Genomic DNA, 17153 nt, shown 5'->3' with positions numbered 1-17153 from the left:
TTATTATCGTTTTATCAAGCGACATATCAGCGATATTTTATGTCTCTTTCGTATAGATGTTAGCAAGTTAGTTTGCAAACTTGTTTGCACTTTTTATATTTCTTCTATTACATACACTTTCACAAACACATCATACCTAGCTGCTAACCCTTCCAGTTTTTTTCCTCTGTATTTGGTGACTGTAAAGAAATGAATGACTGGTATCTTCCTGTTATATTTCTGCTTATATATTTGAGTGAACTCTTCATACTTTTTTACCTTCTCTTCATTTACTTTCATTTTCTGTGACCAATCTACTTCGACTGCATGAAGTATCCCTTCTTCGTCACGAAATTTCACATCAGGAATATAAAAAAATACAGGGTAACATTGAAATCATCATTCCAGATGAAATAAAGAAAGAACACGAAAAAAGAATAAAAGAGAATGGAGATAGCTCATCCTCAAAAATATAAATAAAAGCCGTAATTAACGGCTTTTATTTTTTGTCACCAAACTATTCTTTTGTTACACAATTATTAATTCACTTTAATATATTCATACCACCACTTACCACCTGGTCGAGTATCCATCCACCAAGTGATTTTATCTAGTTCTGAATTAGGCAATACTTCAGTTTGGATATAAGCAAGACCTGTTAATGGATTAACAACAACTTTTCCCTTTGTTCCTCGTTCAACCATAGCTTGAATCGCTTCATTTAGATAGTTTATACCGAATTCACCAGACTTAACATATTGATATCCACCATTAGAACCGCCGTTTCCTCCACCATCCCCAACAGTTTGTCCCGTTAGAGCATATACAATAGAATTTGCGATTTTATCAACATTCCATTTAGCCATGTCGGATTCGTTATCGATGAATCCTAATTCGATAAGAATAGCTGGTGCTTTAGTTCCATTCAATACAGCTAAATCTGTACGTTGTTTCGCGCCACGATCACGCCATCCAATATCTTTTGCTAGTTGAGCTGAAATTTTAGCCGCCAGGTCTTTCTGATCATAATACAGAACTTCCACACCCTGTCCATTCCCATCACTTGCATTAAGATGAAAAGAAACAACCAAATCCACATTATGGGAATTGCTATTACGAACGATATTATTTAAATTTTGCGCTTGAGTACTTCCTACTTCGTCTGTATCATCATAGACTGTGTGTCCTAAAGCTCTTAACTTAGCTGCCACCGCATCTTTCACCTGACGATCCATAATATGCTCTTTTCGATTTCCGGAATTAGCCCCTTGTACAATACTGTTGTGCCCTCCGTGTAAACTATAACGTGTCATTATTCAACATCTCCTTTCTTATTATCATATTCAGAACTTGTCTTATTGCTCTTGCCACCTAAAATTTCAACTGCATTCGTTAGTTCTGAAGGTAGTGGAATTCCCATACAACCAGCGTTTTCTAAAATTGAAAGCAACTCATTTCCGATAAAAAAATTGTCTCTTCACGAATAGCACTATTACTTCCAAGTGCTGTATCTAATTGGGTTGCCACTCCAATCAAAAGAAAAAGCACCACCTTTTTGGCGATGCCTTTGAAGCCAACTTTACTTTTTAACCTGCACACAGGACGTTCAATGCTCCGTAAAAAGTACCTGTATCTACACTGTTTATTGTTCCAAGTGTAACCGTATTCCCGTAATCATTTGTACCTCCGAAAACAGTAATGATATCTGCGGCATCGGTCATGTTTACATATCTTGTACACATTGACTGGTCGTGTCCTTCCCACACTGCTATACGAGACCCCGAAATAACATAGTTGTAAGGAATTATATTATTAGCATTACTAATCACTTTCCAATAAGGAGTGTCTGCATAATTTAGTGATGTCATACTATCTCCTAATACAGCAAATATTGCAGCAGAAATACCAATAGAAAGATGCGACATTCTTTTGAATATTTATTCGTTCAATAAAAAAAGCTACCCTATTCTATTTCCTAGAAAGGATAGCTTTCTCAACTGGTATATAAATACCTATCTTTGTAAACCTCGTTTATAACGACTTGCTTCGAATATAATACGCTCTTCATCTAACGTTTTACATTCACCATTCCAAACAACACGTTTGCCGTTAATAATTACATCGCTTATATCTTTCCCACTAGCAGCATACACAAGATGTGATAACACTTCATCTGCTGGTTGTAAATGTGGTTTATTAGACGGATCAATTGTAATAAAATCAGCACACTTTCCAACCTCAAGCGATCCCGTTTGTTTCATGCCAATTACTTCTGCAGCTCCTTTTGTCGCAAGAGAAAGGGCCGTTTCAACCGGTAATGCTGTTGCATCTTGATGAATACCTTTTTGTAATAAAGTTGCAATACGCATTTCTTCAAACATATCTAAATTATTGTTAGACGCAACACTATCTGTTGCAATCCCTACTTTCATTCCTGCTTCTAGCATCGCTTTTACATTCGCTATACCAGAACCTAGTTTTAAATTACTATTCGGATTATGAGCTACCCGAACATCATGTTCTGCCAAGAAAGCACGCTCATTTTCATTTAATACCACACCATGTGCAATAACTGTTGGACGTTTAAACAATCCGCAACTTGCCGCATATTCTACTGGACGTTTTCCGTACTGTGCTTCAATATCACGTACTTCACGATCTGTTTCAGAAAGGTGGATATGAACCATAGTTTGATTTTCTACGGCAATACGTGCGCACTCTTCTAACAGTTCTGTGGAACATGTGTATGGACTATGCGGTGCAACCATCGTAGTTAACATACCACTTTCCTTATAATATCGCTTTACATATTTCTCCGCTTCTTCAATTGCTTTCTTTTCATCTTCTTTCGTTCCGAAGCTAAATAAAGTTCTTGAAACAGCAGCTCGCATTCCGCTTTTTGACACCGTTTCCATAATTGCATCTTGATCTACTCCAATTGGATTAAACATATCAGAGAATGATGTTGTACCACTTTTCACCATTTCAAGTAATCCTAATTCCGTACTAGCAACCGCAAGCTCTGGAGTAAACTGGCTTTCAAGTGGCCAAATTCTCGTCTCAAGCCACGGCTGTAATAACATATCATCGCCAATACCTCTCAAAAGACTCATTACAACATGTGTATGTGTATTTACAAGCCCAGGTAAAAGCCACTTTCCTTTCATGTCAATTACTTCATCCACTTCAAAATCGTTAGCGAATTCTCCGCTATTTACATCTATAATTTGATCATTTTCTACAATGATATATCCATTTTCTATCACTTCATTTTGTTCATTCATCGTTACAATTGTAGCGTTTACATAAGTTGTTTTCAAAAGTATTTCCCCTTTCAACTCTATGAAGTTCCCTTTAATAAGTTACCACCATTATAGTAACTTATTAAAGATTAAGAGTCAAAAGATAATTTTAATTCTTTCATTATCTTTTCCTTCAAAATGTCATATTGTTTGTCATTTGTATCTGCAAATGCTTCTTCACGGCTCGACTTCACGTCCATATAGTTTAATTTTTCATGAAATTGAGTCCAAGCAAAATCATGCCTTTTCCCATCCACTGTATTGTAAAAATGCCACACTTCTCCTACTTTCGTCTTTTTTATCTCTCCCCCGCATAATTCTTGAATAATAAGGGCCGTTACACCACATTGTCCCTTTGCCGGGTTTTCGCTCGTCCACTTAGAACTCGTTTCTATTGACCAAGATTTTATTAACGCTTCATATATTGGTTTTGTCTTTTTATTATCCATTCTCAGCTTCCCCTGACATTGGTAGTTTTACACATCATATTGTAAAAGAGGTAAAAGGCGATTTTTAAAAACCGTTGATGGTGTCTCACCGATTAGTTTTGCCCCCATTTTCACGTAAAATCCTTTCGCATTTGGATCACTATCAATCGTAAAACTTTTCAATCCTAGTTCATTTGCTTGCTCTACTACAAACCTCCAAAGTATTTTCCCGTATCCTTTTCCTTTATAACTAGGATAAATGTATAGGAAATCGAGAGCATTTTCATTATGTAAAAATGAGAAAAATCCAATCTTCGCATCATCATTTTCTAAAACATATACAAAAGTTATTTTTTATGTAATCCTCTGAGATCGTTAATTCTTCCTTACAAGCTAAAATAAATTCTTCACTATAACCCCAAGTAGCTTTTGAATGTAGTGCCAGTTGACTTAGTTCATTCGCTTCACTTACTACTGCTTCTCTTACCTTCATGATTCTTTCTCCTCACCTTCGATATGTAAACTACTAAAGCGATTCGGAAAGTAATTCAAAAAATCTTTAATTTTCATAGATTAGAAATCCACTTGCTTCTTTTATAACTTGCATTATAATATAGAAAAGTATTCCAAAAAATATTTCATTTAGGGGGAATTGCTTATGCCGTTGGATTACATTTCAGGTAACTAATATTCCAAAATTTGAAGGAGTGCCTGAAATTTGCTAAACTCATATATCAATTCATTCTTATATAAAAATACCGAAAAATTCAATGGTACAATTTTAGTAGCCCATAAAGAACAAACTCTTTATAAACAGTCATTTGGAAAAGCTAATTACGATTGGGACATACCTAATACAGCTACAACGAAGTTTCGTATCGGATCAATAACTAAAATCTTCACTGCAGTGGCTATTTTAATGCTTGTGGAAGAGAAAAAATTACAGCTACATGATACATTGGATCAATTCATTCCAACTTTCCCAAAAGGAAATCAAATTATGATTGAGCATCTATTAAGTCATACTGCTGGTGTTGGGAATATTACTGCTCAACACAACTTTTTAATACAGTCTTACCAGCCTCGAACACCGGATGAATTAATACAATGGATTATTACATGTCCCTTTGAATCTAACCCTGGTGAAAAATTCAATTATTCGAATTCAGGTTATATTATATTAGGTCACATCATTGAAGTTATAAGTGGGATTTCTTATGAAGAATTTCTTAAAATGAAGATTTTACATCCACTCTCTATGATGAACACAGATGTTGATCTGAATCACACCATTCAAAAACATAAAGCAACTGGGTATGAGTTACATCCAATTCATGATTTACAGAACACATCATTTATTCATATGTCAAACTCGTATTCAGCTGGTGGATTATTTTCTACAGCCGAAGATTTATATATATTTGATCAAGCGATAAAAGAAAATCGTTTGCTTTCAAATAGTATGACGTCTCGCATGTTTACTGCAGGATCTTATGGAAATGGTTACGGCTGGAACATCGCTATGGCAGGCGAAAATAGTAAACTTGTATTCCATCACGGCGGCATTAACGGCTTTACATCCTCTTATTTACGGTTGATTGACAAAGAGGCTACAATCATCATTTTAAGTAATGTATCTACACTATTAACATCGACTCTTGCTAATGACATAGCTTCTTATATAGAGAATAACTATTAAAATTATTAATAGTTGTAACACGGTTCAATATATTGAACCGTGTTACAACTGATTTAATTCACCTTCGCACCATAACATCTCGCAACTGCAACTGCCTGCGCTATATCCAATTTCACATTTTTCAAATCAAAACTTTTAAAGTCGATTCTATCAACTACAGCTCCTTTTAAATCTGCACCGCTAAGTTTTGCCTTACCTAATTGTGCACCTGTTAAATCTGCTTCACGTAAATCTGCTTTTTCTAAATTACATTCATATAAGTCAGCTTCAATTAAACGAATCCCCTTTAACATTTGTTTACTTAAATTCGCAAACCTTAGATTCGTATATGACCAATCGCCGGAAATAATTGTTATTCCGTCTAAATTCGCCTCTTCAAAATCAGAACCAGTCATTTTACATTCTTCAAATTTGGATACAAATAAATTCGCACCAAAAAACTTACAATTAGCAAATGTAGTTCCTTGATGGATAGAAGCATTAAAAAGAGCACCAGTAAAATCACATTCTATGAAATTACAGTTTTTAGTAAAAACTTCTGATGCATCTATCCCTCTAAAACGGCATTTTATGAAGGTACAATTTTTCAATTCCTCTTCTTTAATCAAATCATATTTAAAATCTATTTCTATATATTCTTTATTTACAAATCCACTCATAACCATTCCTCCATTTCCTCAAAGAAACCTCACTTCAGAAAAAGTGAGGTTTCTTCTCATACAATATGTCCATCTAACCAAGAAATCAAATCTTTAAACACTTCATCTCTATTCACTTCATGGAACATTTCATGTCTACCATTTTCATATAAACGAAGTGTTACATCTTTCACACCACATTTTTTATAGTTTTCGTATACTTCTTTTACACCTTTCCCCATATCCCCAACAGGATCACGATTTCCAGAGAATATATGTATAGGAAGACTTTTTGGCGTTTTCTTGTATTCTTCTAATTTATTTACTTCTAATACACCATGAAATAATTCTCGATAAAAACTTGTTGTGCAAATAAAGCCACATAACGGGTCTTTAATATATTTATCTACTTGGCTGTTATCTGAAGATAACCAATCAAATTTTGTACGATTCGGCTTAAACTTTGAGTTGAAATTACCAAAAGATAAAAAGTTTAACATCGGACTTTTCGTTTTCGCTCCGCGTAGTTTCATTTCGATTGTTGCTACTTTATGGCCAATGCTGCCTAAAACCCCTGGATTTCCCCCAGTTCCTGAAATAAGAAATCCATCATATAATTCACCTCGAAGTTGCACAGCTCGTCTTGATAAAAAAGAGCCCATACTATGCCCAAGTAAAAATAATGGACATGCCTGCTCTTCTTTTATCATTTCCGAAACAAAGATAACATCAGACACAGCCTGATTCCAGCCTATATCCGGCTCGAAATGACCATAGTCCTCTTCTCTTTTTACTGTTTTCCCATGCCCTTTATGATCATGAGCATAAACACCATATCCTGCTTCTAATAAAGCATCAATGCATTCTGTATAAACACCTGCATGTTCTGTCATACCATGTGCAATTTGAACAATCCCCCGCGGATTTCCTTCTGGTAACCATTTACGCAAGTAAATTTCCGATTTATCCAATGCCGTAACGAAATTTTCCTGTATGCTCATTCCGACAGCCTCCAAATCTATTATGTATCTCTAAAATAATGAATATGCATTCATTATTCTTATTATGTATTATATGCAATTGCTTTCATTATGACAAATGCCGCACTTTTCCGATTAGCTCTCAAACTATTATGTTGACGAACAATAAATAAAATTGTATAGTTACTTACATAAAGTAATTATAATATTTTTAGGAGGTTTCAATTATGATGCCATCATTATTTTTAGCACACGGATCACCTATGCTTGCTATTCAAGATACAGACTATACACGCTTTTTAAAGACACTTGGGAAAACATATAAACCGAAAGCTATTGTTATTTTTACCGCTCACTGGGAAAGTGAAGTATTAACGATTTCCTCTTCAGATGAAGAATATGAAACAATTTATGACTTTGGAGGTTTTCCTCCTGAGTTATACGAAATTAAATATCGTGCGAAAGGCTCTTCTAGCATTGCGTCTATGCTAGAAACAAAATTTAAAAACAAAGGCATTCCAGTCCATCATAATATGACGAGAGGTTTAGATCATGGTTCATGGACACTCCTGCATCGCATGTATCCAGAAGCAAATATTCCTGTCGTACAAATATCAGTAAATCCATTCCTTCCTGCAAAAGAACAATTTGAAATTGGAGAGGCACTAAAAGGACTTGGACAAGAAGATATTTTAGTAATCGGTAGCGGTGTTACTGTTCATAATTTACGGGTATTGAAATGGAATCAAACCACACCTGAAAAATGGGCAATTGAATTTGATGATTGGATTATTAACCATATGCAGACTAATGATAAAAATACATTGTTTAATTGGGAGAAAAATGCGCCTCATGCACAATTAGCAGTACCAAGAGCAGAGCATTTTGTTCCTCTATTTATCGCGATGGGTAGTGGTGAGAACGACGGTAAAGTCATTCACCGTAGCTACGAGCTTGGTACGCTAAGTTATCTTTGTCTTCAGTTTTAATGAAAAAGGATGGAGCAAATATTGCTTCATCCTTTTTACTGTTTATTCACCTAATTAACTAACTTCCAAATGTTGTTTCTCTGATACCTCTGCGTTCTTACTATGAAAATAAACCCAAATACATGCAATAAATAATAATGATGATGTAGAGAAGAAAACATATTGGAATCCCGCATGAGCTGCAATTTGTCCGCCAAGTACTGGTCCAATCATATTTCCTAAAAACTGAAACGATTGATTATATCCAAATATTCGTCCCGTTACATGGGTTGGCGTATGTTGTTTTAGTAGAGTTTGTACGGAAGGTAATAGTCCTGCTTGTGCAATACCTAATAAAAAGCGAAGAATTAATAGTTGCCAAGCTGAGGTTACAAATGCTTGCGGGATAAAAATAATTCCTGCAGCAAACAACGCTACAACTAACGTTTTTTGAGGTCCAATATGATCTGATAATCTTCCTAGCTTAGGAGCTGCTAAAATAACTGCTAATCCTGTCGCAGACATGACTGCACCTGCAATCATTTCAATATGATCTGTTCCTGGTCCTGCCAAATGCTTTACGTACAACGTAATAATAGGTTGAATCGACATATTTGCAAGCTGAATAATAAACGTTGCTACAAATAAACTTATTATTAAATGTTTTGCAGGGACCATCGTCCATACTTTTTTCGGCTGTGCCTTTTTTGCTTTAGCAGAATGTTTCTCTTCATGTAAGAAGAAAAAGACGATAAGAAAGGAAAGGAATAAGAAAGCTCCTGTAACTAGAAAAACATGGCGCATTCCGATTAACTCTGACAAATAACCTCCGAGTATCGGCCCAAGTAATGAACCGCTCACGCCTCCAGTTGAGATTGTAGAAATTGCCCAACCTGAATGTTCTTGCGGAGTTTCTGCAGCAATAAATGTCATCGCTGTAGAAAGGAAACCAGATACCGCTCCCATTAAAAACCGAAGTGCGACTAGTTGATACACGTCCGTCACAAACCCCATAAGCGTCATAATTATCGCCATACCAAGGCTAGCACGTATAAGCATCAATTTCCGTCCATGTATATCACCGAGTTTTCCCCATATCGGTGATACAATCGCACCCATTAAAAATGTTACACCAAATGCAAGTCCCGACCACTGTGCAATACTAGAAGTGCCGGTCACCCCTAATTCCTCAATATAAAAAGATAAAAAAGGAATTACTAAACTCATACCGGCTGCAGTGGTAAAACAACCTAGCCAACAAATCATTAAATTTCGTTTCCAGCTGGCCATTTTCACACCTTCTTTCTTTCGCTCCCCATTCTACACCGTTTTCTAGAAAAAGTTTAGTAATTTGCTTTACATGTAAGATTTACTATAAAACCCGCTATTTTCTAGTAAGAATCACTACATTCCTACAACGTTTTCATAATAAAACCAACTCCCCTATATGAAGTTGGTTAATTATTCTCTATCTGTATTAAACTCGCATTACAACTTCTCTCGTAAAACTCAATCGGACCTGCTTGTCCAATAATTGCATATTCATATCTATCTTGCTTCATACTATATAAACAATGATGTAACAATTCCTTCCCAACACCGTTCACACGATTATGTTTCGCTGTACCCATAGGGCCAAACAACCCTTTCTTTCCTCTCACAACATCGTAACAAGCGAAACCAATAATTTCTCCTCCTTCCTCCGCAATAAAAATAGGTAACTCTTCTTTATATGTCCGAAATCCATAATCTAAAGATTTTAACCAACGCTCACCAAATTCATCCTTAACAAAACGTGCTAACTTTTCAAAATCAGAAAAGATCGCTCTTCTAATATTACAGCTTAAATTATTATAAATAGGATTAAATCTTTTTAAAGCAACGGTTAAGTCTCTTGGCTCAGATGTAATTTGCAATACATCTTTTTGCACATTTTTACTTAAAACCTTTTCAATAACTGTATCCCCTTGAAAAATCGCATATAAAACATGTCCTTCATTTATTAATACTTGCTGAAAACGTTCCTTCCGTTTCTTCGCTATTCTTAAAACTTCTATCGTCTTATTTGAAACTTTAAACTCCCCAACATTTATGTATTCTATTTCATTTGCATAATATTGTTGGAGTAACGATATTTTTGCTAAAAAATCCATACCCACCGTGTGAAATAAATACATATGTAACTCCGCACAAACTCCAGTACCTTCCTTACAAGCTCCTATAAATAGATGAACTGGATGAATAATTCCTTTATTACACTCAGCCTCCCCTGCTGCAATCTCCAATATTTTATATGCACGTTTTGTAAATTGGAATTCCACCATCTATATCCCTTCCCCTAATGACTTATTATCAAACCATAACCATATATAATAGAAACAATCACTCCAACCATTAATATGCCTGGAAGTAAATTTGCCACTTTAATTTTAATAAATCCAAGTAAATTTAATCCGATGGCGAATATCATAATACCGCCCGTAGCCGTCATTTCCACTATAAATTGATTCATTAATTCTTTTGGAACAAAACTATTAATTTGCGTTGCAAAAACTGCAATACCTCCCTCATATAAAATCACTGGAATCGCTGAAAATACTACGCCAATTCCTAGAGTTGTCGTTAATATAATAGAAATGAATCCATCTATAATCGCCTTTGTGAATAAAATATCATGATTTCCGCGAATCCCACTGTCTAATGCTCCAAGTACCCCCATTGCGCCGATTGCAAAAATAAGCGTAGCTGTTACAAAACCTTCTGATATACTTCCTTTACCTTTCGATCCAACTTTATTTTCTAGCCATTCTCCTAAATGTGTTAATCTTTCTTCTAATTGTAGCCATTCTCCAATTACCGCCCCAATAACTAAACTTAAAATCACAACGAGAAAATTTTCACTCTTCAATGCCATTTGAAGTCCAAGTGCAGCAACCGTTAAACCAATTGCATGCATAATCGTCCCTCTCATACTTTCTGGAATATTACTAAATAATTTACCAAACAAAGTTCCAATTATAATGCAGACTCCATTTACAACTGCTCCTAATATAACCATATTACATTCTCCATCCTCTGCATTCTTTATTACTATATTCTGGATTACACATTGCTTTAAAGGTTACCTATATGTTAACTTAATATTGAGAATATTAACAAGTGATTTCCATTACTAACAACCCGCTTTTTTAGCATCTATGAATCTATCTATACGTTATTTCCACTACACTCATTATGGAAGTTCACGATTACGGTATACAGGGAACCTTTAGTCAGTGATAGATTTTTATCAGTTGAACAAAGCGGGACAAAACCAAAAGGGACGGTAGCTATGAAAACTTTATTAAAACGACTTATTTTAATAGCCTTTTTCATTACACCAATTGTTTTATTAATCAATTACACTTTTATTTCAAAAGCGAAAGACAAACCCGATATGCAAAACAATTCTAGTAAAACGGCCTCAAAAAGTGAAAAGAAAATAGAAGACCCAGAAATCACGCTCACCTTCTCTGGTGATACAATGTTCGATTGGCAATTACGTCCCGTAATTGAAAAAAATGGGGCTGATTATCCGTTTCAACATGTAAAAGAAGAAATAACGAAAGCTGATATTTCTTTTGTTAATTTAGAGTCAGCATTTACAACGAGAGAAAAAAAAGTACCTGGGCAACAATTTTGGATTAAAAGTGATCCATCCACACTACAAGCCATTAAAAACACCGGATATGACATCGTAAACATTGGCAATAACCATACGCTTGATTATGGACAAGATGGACTACTAGACACCATTTCTCACGTCGAAAAGTTAAAACTACCTTACACTGGAGCCGGAAAAAATGTTGAAGATGCCTATACAGCTCGTGAACTAACTGTAAAAGGAAAAAAGTTTAAATTTCTTTCCTTTGTACGCTTTATGCCTAACTTTAATTGGGTAGCTGGTGACAATAAACCCGGCGTTGCAAACGGATATGATCTAGATCTTGTAACAAAAACAATTCACGAGCAAAAGAAAGATGCTGATTATGTAATCGTCTATATGCATTGGGGCGTCGAAAAATCAAATCGCCCGATAGAATACCAGAAACAATATGTTCCGAAAATGGTAGAGGCGGGTGCTGATGCGATTGTTGGAAGTCACCCGCATTGGTTACAAGGGTTTGAGTATTATAATAAAGTGCCTATCGCTTACTCATTAGGAAACTTTTTATTCCCAAGTTATGTGAATGGAAAAAGCGCCGAAACTGGCGTATTAACTTTAACCTTTAAAGGAAAAGATGTCCAAATGTCATTCAATCCTTACATCATTCGCAACAACCAAGTTTCCCCTGTAAATGAAGAAGAAAAGAAAAAAGCTCTACAATATTTACAAACGGTTTCAACTGATGTAGAAATTGATGATACTGGGAAAATAATAAACAAACGCAACTAAACAGCATGAGATCCATTTCTCTGTGATATACATTACAAAAAGGTGATGTATATGCTGAAAAACTTGTTAGAAAATATAAGTCTGCTAGAAAAAGTGTATGAACTATCTATAGCGATCCTGCTTTTATGTTCCGTTTTTTCGGTTAGACTTCTAAGAAAAATAAAGCGAGAGAGAAAACTTTCTCCCTTTGAATTTACAATGTACATAATCATTCGTATTGCAATACTTTTTTGGTTAACTAGCTTTATCCTTCTTAAATATGGAACGTATTTCGTTTAACTTTCAAAGAATAAAAAAGATAGAACAAGCAATATTTCCCGCCGCTTGTATCTATCTTTTTTATTTCAAGTATAATTGTATGTTAACTCTTTTCTTTTATTAAATAAGTAAATCAAACAGCACAGGATTTTTATTAAGCTCCACAAATTGAATGTTATTTTTTTGAAAACGAGTAATTAAAGCTTCATAGTCTTCCCTATGTTTTAATTCTACCCCCACTAAAGCTGGACCATTTTCTTTATTATGTTTCTTAATATACTCAAAGCGAGTAATATCATCTTCCGGTCCTAATCCTTTATCAAGAAACTCTCGCAGTGCTCCTGAACGTTGAGGAAATTCAATGATGAAATAGTGCTTTAATCCTTCATGAATAAGGGATCGTTCTTTCATTTCTTGCATTCTATCAATATCATTATTCCCACCACTTAACGTACATACAACTGTTTTCCCCTTTATTTCATCTCTGTATAGATCAAGTGCTGCAATAGAAAGCGCACCAGCCGGTTCAGCTACAATCGCATTTTTCTTATACAATTCTAAAATCGTTGTACAAACCTTTCCCTCTGGTACTAAAACAATGTCATCAATTACATCTTTACAAGTTTCAAAAGTTAACTTTCCTACTTTCTTAACTGCTGCTCCATCAACAAAACTATCAATCTTTTCTAATGCAACATTTTCATTTTGAAGAAAAGCTTCTTTCATAGATGCAGCTCCCATCGGTTCTACACCGATTACCTTTGTAGTAGGACTAACCCCCTTTACATATGTACCAATACCAGATGCTAATCCACCACCGCCAATTGCTGTAAATATATAATCAACTGGTTTCTCCATATCATGCATAATTTCAACAGCGACTGTTCCTTGACCAGCAACGACATACGGATCATCGAACGGATGAACAAATGTCATCCTATTTTCCACACAATAGCGCTGCGCCTCTTGGAAAGCACTATCAAATGTATCACCAACTAATACAATTTCTGCGAAATCACCACCGAAAAATTCAACTTGTGATACTTTTTGCTTAGGTGTCGTTGTCGGCATGAAAATCTTTGACGAAATCTTCAATAAATTACATGTATAAGCCACTCCTTGTGCATGATTACCAGCACTTGCACAAACAACACCATTTTGTAACTTTTCTTTCGGTAAACTTTGAATTAAATTATACGCACCACGAATTTTGAAAGAACGAATAACTTGTAAATCTTCTCGCTTAACGTATACATCACATTCATATTTCTCAGATAAAACTGAATCTCGTTGTAACGGTGTTTTAATAACGATATCTTTCATGCAATTATGAGCCATTAAGATATCTTCAATTTTCACTCTCTCCTTTACCTTTTGCACCATTCCGTATCATCCTTATCTCTTTTAAATTGGCTCAATCAAAATTTGGGATTTTTAGAACTGCACCTGTATTCGCCGATGTTACCATCTGCGCATAACGTCCAAGCCAGCCAGTTTTCACTTTTGGTTCCGGTCGTTTCCATTCTTTTTTACGTTTATCTAATTCTTCATCACTAACTCTTACTTCTAACAAGCGTTCCTCAACATCAATACATACAATATCTCCTTTTTCAAGAAGTGCAATCGTTCCTCCCGCAGCTGCTTCTGGTGAAATGTGCCCTACTGAAATACCACGTGAAGCACCAGAGAAGCGACCATCAGTTAAAAGTGCAACATCAGCTCCTAATCCCATACCAGCAATTGCTGATGTTGGTGCTAACATTTCCGGCATACCAGGTCCGCCTCTTGGCCCCTCATAGCGAATGACAACTACGTCTCCTTTCTTAACTTTCCCAAGCATAATGCCGGCAAGCGCCTCATCTTGTGAATTAAAAATAACGCAAGGTCCTTCAAATCGTTTTACTTCGGTTGCTCCGCTTTTAATAACCGCTCCATCTTTCGCAAGGTTTCCTTTTAATATACGTAATCCCCCTTCTTCACTATGAGGATTTTCGAGAGAATGAATCACTTCCTTATCTTGAATCTCTGCATGAGCGATATTTTCTCGTAACGTTTGCCCAGTAGCAGTTATACGATCAAGGTGAAGTACCCCTTCTTTTCGGCTCATCTCTTTCAAAATTGCACTAATCCCGCCTGCTCGATCGATATCTTCCATATGCCAATTAGAAGCTGGACTTACTTTACATAAATGCGGTACACGCCTTGAAACTGCATCAATGCGGTTCATATCGTAATCTAACCCCGCCTCTTGCGCGAGTGCTAACGTGTGTAATACTGTATTCGTTGATCCACCCATCGCCATATCAAGTGCAAACGCATCATCAATTGCTTCTTCTGTTACAATGTCGCGTGGTTTAATATCTCTTTCAATTAAAATTTTCAATTTTTCTGCTGCTTGTTTAATTAACTCCTCACGTCTTGGATCAATTGCTAAAATACTCCCGTTACCAGGAAGAGCTAAGCCTAACACTTCACATAAACAGTTCATAGAGTTCGCTGTAAACATACCGGAACAAGAACCACAAGATGGACAGCCATGATCTTCAATATCCTTTAATTCTTCTTCTGAAATTTTCCCAGATTGGTAGGCTCCTACCCCTTCAAAAACAGAACTTAAATCGACAACTTCCCCTTTAGATGTTTTCCCAGCTGCCATCGGTCCACCTGAAACAAAAACAGTTGGAATGTTTATGCGAAGTGCAGCCATCATCATACCTGGTGTAATTTTGTCACAGTTCGGAATACAAATCATTCCGTCAAACCAGTGTGCATTTACAACCGTTTCTACTGAATCTGCAATAATTTCACGACTCGGAAGCGAATAACGCATACCGATATGGCCCATCGCAATCCCATCATCTACTCCAATTGTATTAAATTCAAATGGAACCATGCCTGCTGCACGCACTGCTTCTTTAACAAGTTTCCCAAACTCATTTAAGTGCTTATGACCTGGAATAATTTCAATAAAAGAATTACAAATTGCTATAAACGGTTTATCAAAATCTTCATCTTTTAAACCAGTTGCTTTTAATAAACTACGATGCGGAGCTTTATCAAAACCTTTTTTAATCATGTCACTTCTCATCTTGTCAAATCCCTTCTTACACATTTTTTCTCTTACTTAATCTATTTTTTAAAATAAAAACTCTCACCTCAGCAATCAACTACTACTTAATAGTAGCTTTGATTGCTGAGGCGAGAGTTTCGCGTTACCACTCAGCTTCCTTACACTTCTCACGAAATATAAGCTCTGTAGGTCCAATCAGACCCCCGTCCTTTTACCGGAGACGATGCCGCCGCCCTCTACTCAGTTTCCCTTTCGCAAGCGATGCTCCGAGGTGATATTCAATGATTCGATGGTTACTACTCTCGCAGCCTTGGAGTAGCTCTCTGAAACGATCATAATCATCTACTTTCCTCTTCTTTGCATATACAAGATATAAAGTCAGAAAATTCTCAATTAACTTTTATTTATTAAACGTATTATAGGACTTTCTTCTTTTCATTGTCAATATATTTTTTGAAAATTTATTTTTCAATCTCAATTCATATACTAAAAAGTTATTTATTTTTTCTCAAAACAAAATTGGAATGACCTCCTTACACGTACTCATATATTACTTAAGTATGTTTGCTTTTCTACATAAAGAAAAACAACTTAAAAACATATAAAAAATTTATGAGGAGATGAGAGAACTATGTTAAAAGGTAAAATAGCATTAGTTACTGGAGCAAGCCGAGGAATTGGACGTGCTATCGCAAAGCGTTTAGCAAACGACGGTGCATTAGTTGCTGTTCATTATGGTAACCGAAAAGAAGATGCTGAAGAAACTGTTCATGAAATTCAATCAAATGGCGGATCAGCTTTTTCTATCGGTGCAAATCTTGAATCTTTACACGGTGTAGAAAATCTATATAACTCTTTAGATACTGAATTGCAAAATCGAACTGGTGGAACGGAATTTGATATTTTAATAAACAACGCTGGAATTGGACCTGGTGCTTTTATTGAAGAAACGACTGAACATTTTTTTGATAGAATCGTTTCAGTAAATGCAAAAGCACCATTCTTCATCATCCAACAAGCTCTACCGCGTTTACGTGACAATAGCCGGATTGTTAATATCTCATCAGCCGCAACTCGCATTTCTTTACCTGATTTCGTTGCATATAGTATGACGAAAGGTGCAATTAACACAATGACTTTCACTCTAGCAAAACAACTTGGCGCACGAGGTATTACTGTAAATGCAATACTTCCAGGCTTCATTAAAACAGATATGAATGCGGAACTCTTGATCGATCCAATGATGAAACAGTACGCTACTAACATTTCAGCTTTCAATCGATTAGGTGAAGTAGAAGACATTGCCGATACCGCTGCATTTCTCGCTTCTCCTGATAGCCGCTGGGTTACTGGACAATTGATCGATGTGAGCGGAGGATCTTGTTTATAAAAAACA

Annotated in this window: 16 protein-coding genes, 4 pseudogenes and 1 other annotated feature; of the genes and pseudogenes, 5 read left to right on the top strand and 15 right to left on the bottom strand. The window is 35.8% G+C overall.

The window, feature by feature from the left end; all coding sequences use genetic code 11:
* Window positions 1-93 precede the first annotated feature (93 nt).
* The 8 genes and pseudogenes from EXW56_RS09160 to EXW56_RS09130 form a co-directional block, all read right to left on the bottom strand.
* Window positions 94-348 (bottom strand): annotated as a pseudogene (locus tag EXW56_RS09160) (replication-relaxation family protein); the annotation flags it as partial.
* A 170-nt stretch (window positions 349-518) separates the two neighbouring features.
* The gene (locus tag EXW56_RS28070; protein ID WP_369811979.1) at window positions 519-683 is read right to left on the bottom strand and encodes an N-acetylmuramoyl-L-alanine amidase C-terminal domain-containing protein; all 165 of its coding nucleotides are present in this window, start codon (window positions 681-683) and stop codon (window positions 519-521) included.
* A 99-nt stretch (window positions 684-782) separates the two neighbouring features.
* A pseudogene (locus EXW56_RS09155) lies at window positions 783-1292 on the bottom strand (N-acetylmuramoyl-L-alanine amidase); the annotation flags it as partial.
* Window positions 1292-1569: pseudogene (locus tag EXW56_RS09150) on the bottom strand (phage holin family protein); the annotation flags it as partial. The pseudogenes EXW56_RS09150 and EXW56_RS09155, both read right to left, overlap by 1 nt.
* Window positions 1566-1904 carry an SGNH/GDSL hydrolase family protein gene (locus EXW56_RS09145; RefSeq protein WP_198285141.1) on the bottom strand — a complete coding sequence of 113 codons (339 nt, stop codon included), beginning with the start codon at window positions 1902-1904 and terminating at the stop codon, window positions 1566-1568. The pseudogene EXW56_RS09150 and the gene EXW56_RS09145, both read right to left, overlap by 4 nt.
* Before the next feature lie 87 nt (window positions 1905-1991).
* Entirely contained in the window at window positions 1992-3317 is a 1326-nt protein-coding gene (locus tag EXW56_RS09140) for a bifunctional S-methyl-5'-thioadenosine deaminase/S-adenosylhomocysteine deaminase (RefSeq protein WP_002200913.1), read from the bottom strand.
* A 53-nt stretch (window positions 3318-3370) separates the two neighbouring features.
* Window positions 3371-3730, bottom strand: coding sequence for a YunG family protein (locus EXW56_RS09135; RefSeq protein WP_215597380.1), 360 nt, complete (start codon window positions 3728-3730; stop codon window positions 3371-3373).
* A 27-nt stretch (window positions 3731-3757) separates the two neighbouring features.
* A pseudogene (locus EXW56_RS09130) lies at window positions 3758-4202 on the bottom strand (GNAT family N-acetyltransferase).
* Between the two features lie 225 nt (window positions 4203-4427).
* Here EXW56_RS09130 and EXW56_RS09125 point away from each other — a divergent pair.
* Window positions 4428-5408, top strand: coding sequence for a serine hydrolase domain-containing protein (locus EXW56_RS09125; protein ID WP_070128214.1), 981 nt, complete (start codon window positions 4428-4430; stop codon window positions 5406-5408).
* Window positions 5409-5461: 53 nt separating this feature from the next.
* Here the strand turns inward: EXW56_RS09125 and EXW56_RS09120 are convergent, their stop codons facing one another.
* Both EXW56_RS09120 and EXW56_RS09115 read right to left on the bottom strand, forming a co-directional pair.
* Window positions 5462-6067 (bottom strand): pentapeptide repeat-containing protein, encoded by a 606-nt coding sequence (locus EXW56_RS09120; RefSeq protein WP_002148857.1) that lies wholly within the window; start codon window positions 6065-6067, stop codon window positions 5462-5464.
* A gap of 56 nt (window positions 6068-6123) precedes the next feature.
* Window positions 6124-7047 carry an alpha/beta fold hydrolase gene (locus tag EXW56_RS09115; RefSeq protein WP_002200916.1) on the bottom strand — a complete coding sequence of 308 codons (924 nt, stop codon included), beginning with the start codon at window positions 7045-7047 and terminating at the stop codon, window positions 6124-6126.
* Window positions 7048-7253: 206 nt separating this feature from the next.
* Here EXW56_RS09115 and EXW56_RS09110 point away from each other — a divergent pair, with 206 nt between their 5' ends.
* Window positions 7254-8015: a DODA-type extradiol aromatic ring-opening family dioxygenase gene (locus EXW56_RS09110; protein WP_002200917.1), complete on the top strand. Its 762-nt coding sequence runs from the start codon at window positions 7254-7256 to the stop codon at window positions 8013-8015.
* Between the two features lie 54 nt (window positions 8016-8069).
* On the opposite strand, the gene EXW56_RS09105 is transcribed toward EXW56_RS09110, so the two are convergent.
* From EXW56_RS09105 to EXW56_RS09095, 3 genes are all read right to left on the bottom strand, one after another.
* The gene (locus tag EXW56_RS09105) at window positions 8070-9284 is read right to left on the bottom strand and encodes a multidrug efflux MFS transporter (protein ID WP_215558300.1); all 1215 of its coding nucleotides are present in this window, start codon (window positions 9282-9284) and stop codon (window positions 8070-8072) included.
* A 167-nt stretch (window positions 9285-9451) separates the two neighbouring features.
* Complete coding sequence (locus tag EXW56_RS09100; protein WP_002202430.1) at window positions 9452-10318, bottom strand: GNAT family N-acetyltransferase; 867 nt, start codon at window positions 10316-10318, stop codon at window positions 9452-9454.
* Window positions 10319-10332: 14 nt separating this feature from the next.
* Window positions 10333-11052, bottom strand: coding sequence for a DUF554 domain-containing protein (locus EXW56_RS09095; protein WP_002200920.1), 720 nt, complete (start codon window positions 11050-11052; stop codon window positions 10333-10335).
* A gap of 273 nt (window positions 11053-11325) precedes the next feature.
* On the opposite strand from EXW56_RS09095, the gene EXW56_RS09090 reads away from it, so the two are divergent.
* Window positions 11326-12429, top strand: a complete 1104-nt coding sequence (locus EXW56_RS09090; RefSeq protein ID WP_002200921.1) for a CapA family protein — start codon at window positions 11326-11328, stop codon at window positions 12427-12429.
* Window positions 12430-12480: 51 nt separating this feature from the next.
* Complete coding sequence (locus EXW56_RS27555) at window positions 12481-12708, top strand: hypothetical protein (RefSeq protein WP_080013725.1); 228 nt, start codon at window positions 12481-12483, stop codon at window positions 12706-12708.
* A gap of 99 nt (window positions 12709-12807) precedes the next feature.
* Here EXW56_RS27555 and ilvA read toward each other — a convergent pair whose 3' ends face one another.
* Together ilvA and ilvD are read right to left on the bottom strand one after the other, a co-directional pair.
* Complete coding sequence (gene ilvA / locus EXW56_RS09085; RefSeq protein WP_002200922.1) at window positions 12808-14070, bottom strand: threonine ammonia-lyase IlvA; 1263 nt, start codon at window positions 14068-14070, stop codon at window positions 12808-12810.
* A 31-nt stretch (window positions 14071-14101) separates the two neighbouring features.
* Complete coding sequence (gene ilvD / locus EXW56_RS09080; RefSeq protein WP_002200923.1) at window positions 14102-15775, bottom strand: dihydroxy-acid dehydratase; 1674 nt, start codon at window positions 15773-15775, stop codon at window positions 14102-14104.
* A gap of 103 nt (window positions 15776-15878) precedes the next feature.
* Window positions 15879-16124 (bottom strand) — a binding site (T-box leader).
* Window positions 16125-16388: 264 nt separating this feature from the next.
* Here ilvD and EXW56_RS09075 point away from each other — a divergent pair.
* Window positions 16389-17147 (top strand): SDR family oxidoreductase, encoded by a 759-nt coding sequence (locus tag EXW56_RS09075; protein ID WP_002200924.1) that lies wholly within the window; start codon window positions 16389-16391, stop codon window positions 17145-17147.
* The last annotated feature ends 6 nt before the right edge of the window (window positions 17148-17153 follow it).

Origin of the sequence: Bacillus mycoides, assembly GCF_018742245.1 — a bacterium.
In the GTDB taxonomy this organism is placed as follows: domain Bacteria; phylum Bacillota; class Bacilli; order Bacillales; family Bacillaceae_G; genus Bacillus_A; species Bacillus_A cereus_U.
This window is presented reverse-complemented; position numbering and strand designations above follow the sequence as displayed.

Coding starts and splice junctions, on each gene's coding strand:
- EXW56_RS28070 (WP_369811979.1), bottom strand. CDS start 683: ATGGTTGAACGAGGAACAAAGGGAAAAGTTGTTGTTAATCCATTAACA.
- EXW56_RS09145 (WP_198285141.1), bottom strand. CDS start 1,904: ATGTCGCATCTTTCTATTGGTATTTCTGCTGCAATATTTGCTGTATTA.
- EXW56_RS09135 (WP_215597380.1), bottom strand. CDS start 3,730: ATGGATAATAAAAAGACAAAACCAATATATGAAGCGTTAATAAAATCT.
- EXW56_RS09120 (WP_002148857.1), bottom strand. CDS start 6,067: ATGAGTGGATTTGTAAATAAAGAATATATAGAAATAGATTTTAAATAT.
- EXW56_RS09115 (WP_002200916.1), bottom strand. CDS start 7,047: ATGAGCATACAGGAAAATTTCGTTACGGCATTGGATAAATCGGAAATT.
- EXW56_RS09110 (WP_002200917.1), top strand. CDS start 7,254: ATGATGCCATCATTATTTTTAGCACACGGATCACCTATGCTTGCTATT.
- EXW56_RS09105 (WP_215558300.1), bottom strand. CDS start 9,284: ATGGCCAGCTGGAAACGAAATTTAATGATTTGTTGGCTAGGTTGTTTT.
- EXW56_RS09100 (WP_002202430.1), bottom strand. CDS start 10,318: ATGGTGGAATTCCAATTTACAAAACGTGCATATAAAATATTGGAGATT.
- EXW56_RS09095 (WP_002200920.1), bottom strand. CDS start 11,052: ATGGTTATATTAGGAGCAGTTGTAAATGGAGTCTGCATTATAATTGGA.
- EXW56_RS09090 (WP_002200921.1), top strand. CDS start 11,326: ATGAAAACTTTATTAAAACGACTTATTTTAATAGCCTTTTTCATTACA.
- EXW56_RS27555 (WP_080013725.1), top strand. CDS start 12,481: ATGCTGAAAAACTTGTTAGAAAATATAAGTCTGCTAGAAAAAGTGTAT.
- ilvA (WP_002200922.1), bottom strand. CDS start 14,070: ATGGTGCAAAAGGTAAAGGAGAGAGTGAAAATTGAAGATATCTTAATG.
- ilvD (WP_002200923.1), bottom strand. CDS start 15,775: ATGAGAAGTGACATGATTAAAAAAGGTTTTGATAAAGCTCCGCATCGT.
- EXW56_RS09075 (WP_002200924.1), top strand. CDS start 16,389: ATGTTAAAAGGTAAAATAGCATTAGTTACTGGAGCAAGCCGAGGAATT.